This window comes from Streptomyces sp. SBT349, assembly GCF_001083795.1.
Classification (GTDB): domain Bacteria; phylum Actinomycetota; class Actinomycetes; order Streptomycetales; family Streptomycetaceae; genus Streptomyces.
Map to the genome: position 1 here is coordinate 1 of NZ_LAVK01000494.1, position 4,279 is coordinate 4,279.

4 protein-coding genes are annotated in these 4,279 nt (G+C 71.1%); all 4 read right to left on the minus strand.

The annotated features are described in order from the left end of the window. Positions 1-56: 56 nt before the first annotated feature. Genes ADY01_RS33515 through ADY01_RS33530 form a run of 4 tightly spaced genes read right to left on the minus strand, consistent with a single transcriptional unit; the run spans position 57 to position 4,199 of the window. The gene (locus ADY01_RS33515) at positions 57-1,049 is read right to left on the minus strand and encodes an ABC transporter ATP-binding protein (protein ID WP_049580530.1); all 993 of its coding nucleotides are present in this window, start codon (positions 1,047-1,049) and stop codon (positions 57-59) included. Then, positions 1,046-2,092 carry an ABC transporter permease gene (locus ADY01_RS33520; RefSeq protein ID WP_078900828.1) on the minus strand — a complete coding sequence of 349 codons (1,047 nt, stop codon included), beginning with the start codon at positions 2,090-2,092 and terminating at the stop codon, positions 1,046-1,048. The genes ADY01_RS33515 and ADY01_RS33520 overlap by 4 nt, the downstream gene beginning before the upstream one ends. A 5-nt stretch (positions 2,093-2,097) precedes the next feature. Beyond that, a complete protein-coding gene (locus tag ADY01_RS33525; protein WP_049580531.1) occupies positions 2,098-3,078 on the minus strand; it encodes an ABC transporter permease in 981 nt (326 codons plus the stop codon). Beyond that, positions 3,075-4,199: an ABC transporter ATP-binding protein gene (locus ADY01_RS33530; RefSeq protein WP_049580532.1), complete on the minus strand. Its 1,125-nt coding sequence runs from the start codon at positions 4,197-4,199 to the stop codon at positions 3,075-3,077. Before ADY01_RS33530 ends, ADY01_RS33525 begins: the two co-directional genes overlap by 4 nt. Positions 4,200-4,279 lie beyond the last annotated feature (80 nt).

Here is a 4,279-nt window from a genome sequence, read left to right on the forward strand (position 1 = left end):
GGTCCAGGGGGTGGGCGGACGGCTTGGCGGTGGCGGTCATGGCATGACGCTCCTGGTCAGTGATCGGCGTGCAACCAGCAGGCGACGGTGCGGTCGCTGCCGGGTTCGACGGGCTGGAGCACGGGGACGCGCTGGTCGCAGGGCTCGAACGCCTTGGGGCAACGCGGGTGGAACGCGCATCCGGCGGGCATCGACCTGAGGTCGGGGGGCGACCCCGGGATGCCGCTCAGCTCGCGGCGCGGTCCGTGCAGCGCGGGGAAGGAGTGCAGCAGCCCGTCGCTGTAGGGGTGGTGGGCGGTCTGGTAGATCTCCTTCGACTTCGCCTGCTCGACGATGCGCCCGCCGTACATGATGGCGATCCGGTCGGAGAACTCGATGAGCAGCGAGATGTCGTGCGTGATGAACACGACGGCGAAGTCCAGCTCGTCGCGCAGCCGGGAGAGCTGGCGCAGGATCTGCCGCTGCATGACCACGTCGAGCGCGGTGGTCGGCTCGTCCAGGATGACGATCTCGGGGTCGAGGGCGAGCGCCATGGCGATCATCACGCGCTGCCGCATGCCGCCGGAGAGCTGGTGCGGGTAACTGCCCAGACGGTCGGCGGAGATGCCGACCAGGGAGAGCAGTTCCGCGGCGCGGGCGGCGCGTTCGGCCCTGCTCATCTCCGGGCGGTGGGCCCTGAGCACGTCGGTGAGCTGGGACTGCACCGAGTGCACCGGGTTCAGCGAGTTCATCGCGCCCTGGAAGACCAGGGAGATCTCCTGCCACCTGAAGGCCCGCAGCTGCTCGGGCGACAGGGCGAGGATGTCCGTGTCGCCGCCGCCGCGCGGGTAGTACCGCACCTCTCCCCCGGTGATGACGCCGGGTGGGGACAGCAGCCGGGTGACGCCGTAGGCGAGGGTGGACTTGCCGCTGCCCGACTCCCCCGCCAGGCCGAGGACCTCGCCGCGGTGCAGGGTGAGGTCGACGTCGCGCACGGCGTGCACGGCGGCGTCCCCGAGGCCGTAGTCGACGCACAGGCCGCTGATGTCCAGAACGGCTGGGGTGCTCATGGCCGCTTGTCCTTCCCGGTGGTGTCCTTGCCCGGGCCGGCCTGGGAGCCGGCGCCGGGGCCGTCCTTCGCCGTGCCCTTCCCGGCGTCCCGGGGAGCCCGGACGACGGGCGTGAATCCGACGCGCATCCGCACCGAACGGTCGACACGCCCCTCGGAGCGGAGCCGCGGGTTGATGAACTCGTCGATGCCGAAGTTGATGAGCGCCAGCGCCGTGCCCAGCATGGCGATGCACAGACCCGCGGGCACGAACCACCACCAGGCGTCCTGGGCGAGCGCCTGGTTGCTCTGCGCCCAGAACAGCACGGTGCCCCAGTTCCAGTGGGAGATGTCGGCGACGCCGATGAACGCCAGCGTGATCTCGGAGAGGACCGCGAAGATGACGGTGCCGATGAAGCCGGAGGCGATGACCGGGGTCAGGTTGGGCAGCAGCTCGAAGACGATGATGCGCCAGGTCGACTCGCCGGTGGCGCGGGCCGCCTGGACGTAGTCCCGGCCGCGCAGCGAGAGCGTCTGGGCGCGCAGCACGCGCGCGCCCCAGGCCCACGAGGTGAGGCCGATGACCAGGGCGATGGTGAGGTCGGTCGTCTCGGGCAGCTGGCTGGTGACGATGATGATCAGCGGCAGGCCGGGGATGACGAGGAAGACGTTGCTGACCGAGGAGAGCACCTCGTCGCCGATGCCGCCGAGGTAGCCCGCGGTGACCCCGATGAGGACGCCGAGGACGGTGGCGATCAGGGCGGCGACGAGGCCGACCACCAGCACGCCCCGGGTGCCGACCAGGATCTGCGAGAAGATGTCCTGCCCGGTCTGGGTGGTGCCGAACGGGTGGTCGAGGGACGGCGGTTGGAGCAGTTCCTCGCTGCGCGCGGACGGGTCGTAGGGCGCCAGCCAGGAGCCGGCGATGGCGATCACGACGAAGACGCCGAGGATGACCAGGCCGGTGACGGTCTTGGGGTTGCGCAGGAAGCGCAGCCGGTCCCGGCGAGGGACCGCGGTCGCCTCGCCGGAGGCCACGGCGGTGTCGGTGGCTTGGAGTGCCATGATCGCTACGCCTCCCGTCGGGTGCGTGGGTCGAGGAGCAGGTAGACGACGTCGGCCACCAGGTTGGCGGCGAGCACGGCGAGCGTGATGAACAGGAACACGCCCTGCATGAGCGGGTAGTCCTTGGCGCCGACGCCCTGGAAGAGGACGTAGCCGATGCCCGGATAGGAGAAGACCATCTCGACGAGCAGCGTTCCGCCGACGATGAAGCCGAGGGAGAGCGCGAAGTTGGAGATGTTGGGCAGGATGGCGTTGCGGGCCGCGTAGGAGAACATCACGCGGCGCTCCGGCAGGCCCTTGGCGTGGGCGACCAGGACGTAGTCCTCGGCGGAGACGGACACCATCATGTTGCGCATGCCGAGGATCCACCCGGCGATGGCGCTGACGACGATGGTGATGCCGGGCAGCGTGCCGTGGTAGATGGCGCTGGAGATGAACTCCCAGTCCCAGCCGGGCACCAGGCCGTTGTCGTAGCCGCCGGAGGCGGGGAAGACCGGCCACTGCACGGCGAACAGCGCGATGGCGATCAGGCCGAGCCAGAAGTAGGGGATGGCGGAGATGAACGTGGTGACCGGCAGCATCCCGTCCAGCCAGGAGCCGCGCCGCCAGCCGGCGTAGACGCCGATGCCGGTGCCCAGCAGGAAGCTGATGACGGTGGTGAGGCCCATCAGCGACAGCGTCCAGGGCATCGACTGGCTGATGATGTCCGAGACGCCGGTGGGGAAGTAGGTGAACGAGGTGCCCAGGTCGCCCTGGAAGAGGTTGCCCCAGTAGTCCAGGTACTGCCGCCAGAGCGAGGCCTCGGTGTCCAGGCCGAAGAGGGTGCGCAGCGAGTCGATGGCCTGGGTGCTCAACTGCCCCTGGTAGCGGTTGATCAGCGCCTGCACGGGGTCGCCCGGCATCATGCGCGGGATGAAGAAGTTGATGGTGATGGCCGCCCAGGCGCTGAAGAGGTAGAACGCCAGGCGTTGCAGGAAGTACCTCACGCGGACGCCTCCTGGGGGGCGGGCCGCTCCTCGGAGGTGCCGTCGTAGAGCCAGCAGGCGGCCCACTGGCCGCCGGCCAGGTCGAACCGCGGCGGCACGTCGGTGCGGCAGCGCTCCATCGCCATCGGGCAGCGCGGGTGGAAGCGGCAGCCGGAGGGCGGCGATATGAGGCTGGGCGGCTCGCCGCCGTGCTCCTCGCCCTCGGTGGCGTCGGCGCCCTCGGCCGCCCCGGTGCCCGAGCCGGCGCCCGAGGCGGCGATCCGGTCGGGGTCGGGCGCGGAGCCGATGAGCAGCTGCGTGTAGGGGTGGGCGGGCCGCTGGGTGACGGTCTCGCTGTCCCCGCCCTCGACCATGCGGCCCGCGTACATCACCAGGGTCTCGTCCGCGAAGTAGCGGGCGGAGGCGATGTCGTGGGTGATGTAGAGGATGGCGAGGTTGAGGCGTTCCTTCAGGTCGCGCAGCAGGTTCAGGATGCCGAGGCGGATGGAGACGTCCAGCATCGACACCGGCTCGTCGGCCAGCAGCACCTTGGGGTCGGCGGCCATGGCGCGGGCGATGGCGACGCGCTGCCGCTGGCCGCCGGAGAGCTCGTGCGGGAACGAGGGCAGGTACCGCTCGGGCGGGGTGAGGTGCACGCGGGTCAGCAGGTCGGCGAGGGCCTGGTCCAGCTCGGCCGAGGTGCGCCCGGCGCGGCCGTGGATGCGCAGCGCCCGGGTGAGGTGGTACCGCACGGTGTGCGTGGGGTTGAGCGAGCCGAACGGGTCCTGGAAGATCAGCTGGACCTGGCGGCAGTAGGCGCGGAAGGCGCGGCCCTTGGGGGCGCGGACGGGCTTGCCCGACAGCCGCAGCTCTCCCGAGGTGGCCGGGTAGAGCTGGGCGAGGAGGCGGGCGATGGTGGACTTGCCCGAGCCTGACTCACCCACCACGGCCGTGACGGTGCCGCGGCGCAGCCGCAGGGACACGTCGTCGACGGCGTGGACCACGGGCCGGTCACGGTCGGCGAAGCTGCGCAGGGTGCGCCGGACGCGGAAGTGCTTGCTGAGGTCGCGGGCCTCCAGCACGACGGCGTTGTCGGGCGGGTTGGGGTCGTCGCGGGGTGGCGACGCGGGTGCTTCGGGCATGACGGGGGTCCTGTCGTACATCGGCGAGGGTTGGCCCCCGCCCCCGCCGCTGCAGGCGCGGGGTTGGTGTGCGGCGGGGG

Bases quoted from the DNA above. Each gene is read 5' to 3' on its own strand.
- ADY01_RS33515 (WP_049580530.1), bottom strand. From the start codon at position 1,049: ATGAGCACCCCAGCCGTTCTGGACATCAGCGGCCTGTGCGTCGACTAC.
- ADY01_RS33520 (WP_078900828.1), bottom strand. From the start codon at position 2,092: ATGGCACTCCAAGCCACCGACACCGCCGTGGCCTCCGGCGAGGCGACC.
- ADY01_RS33530 (WP_049580532.1), bottom strand. From the start codon at position 4,199: ATGCCCGAAGCACCCGCGTCGCCACCCCGCGACGACCCCAACCCGCCC.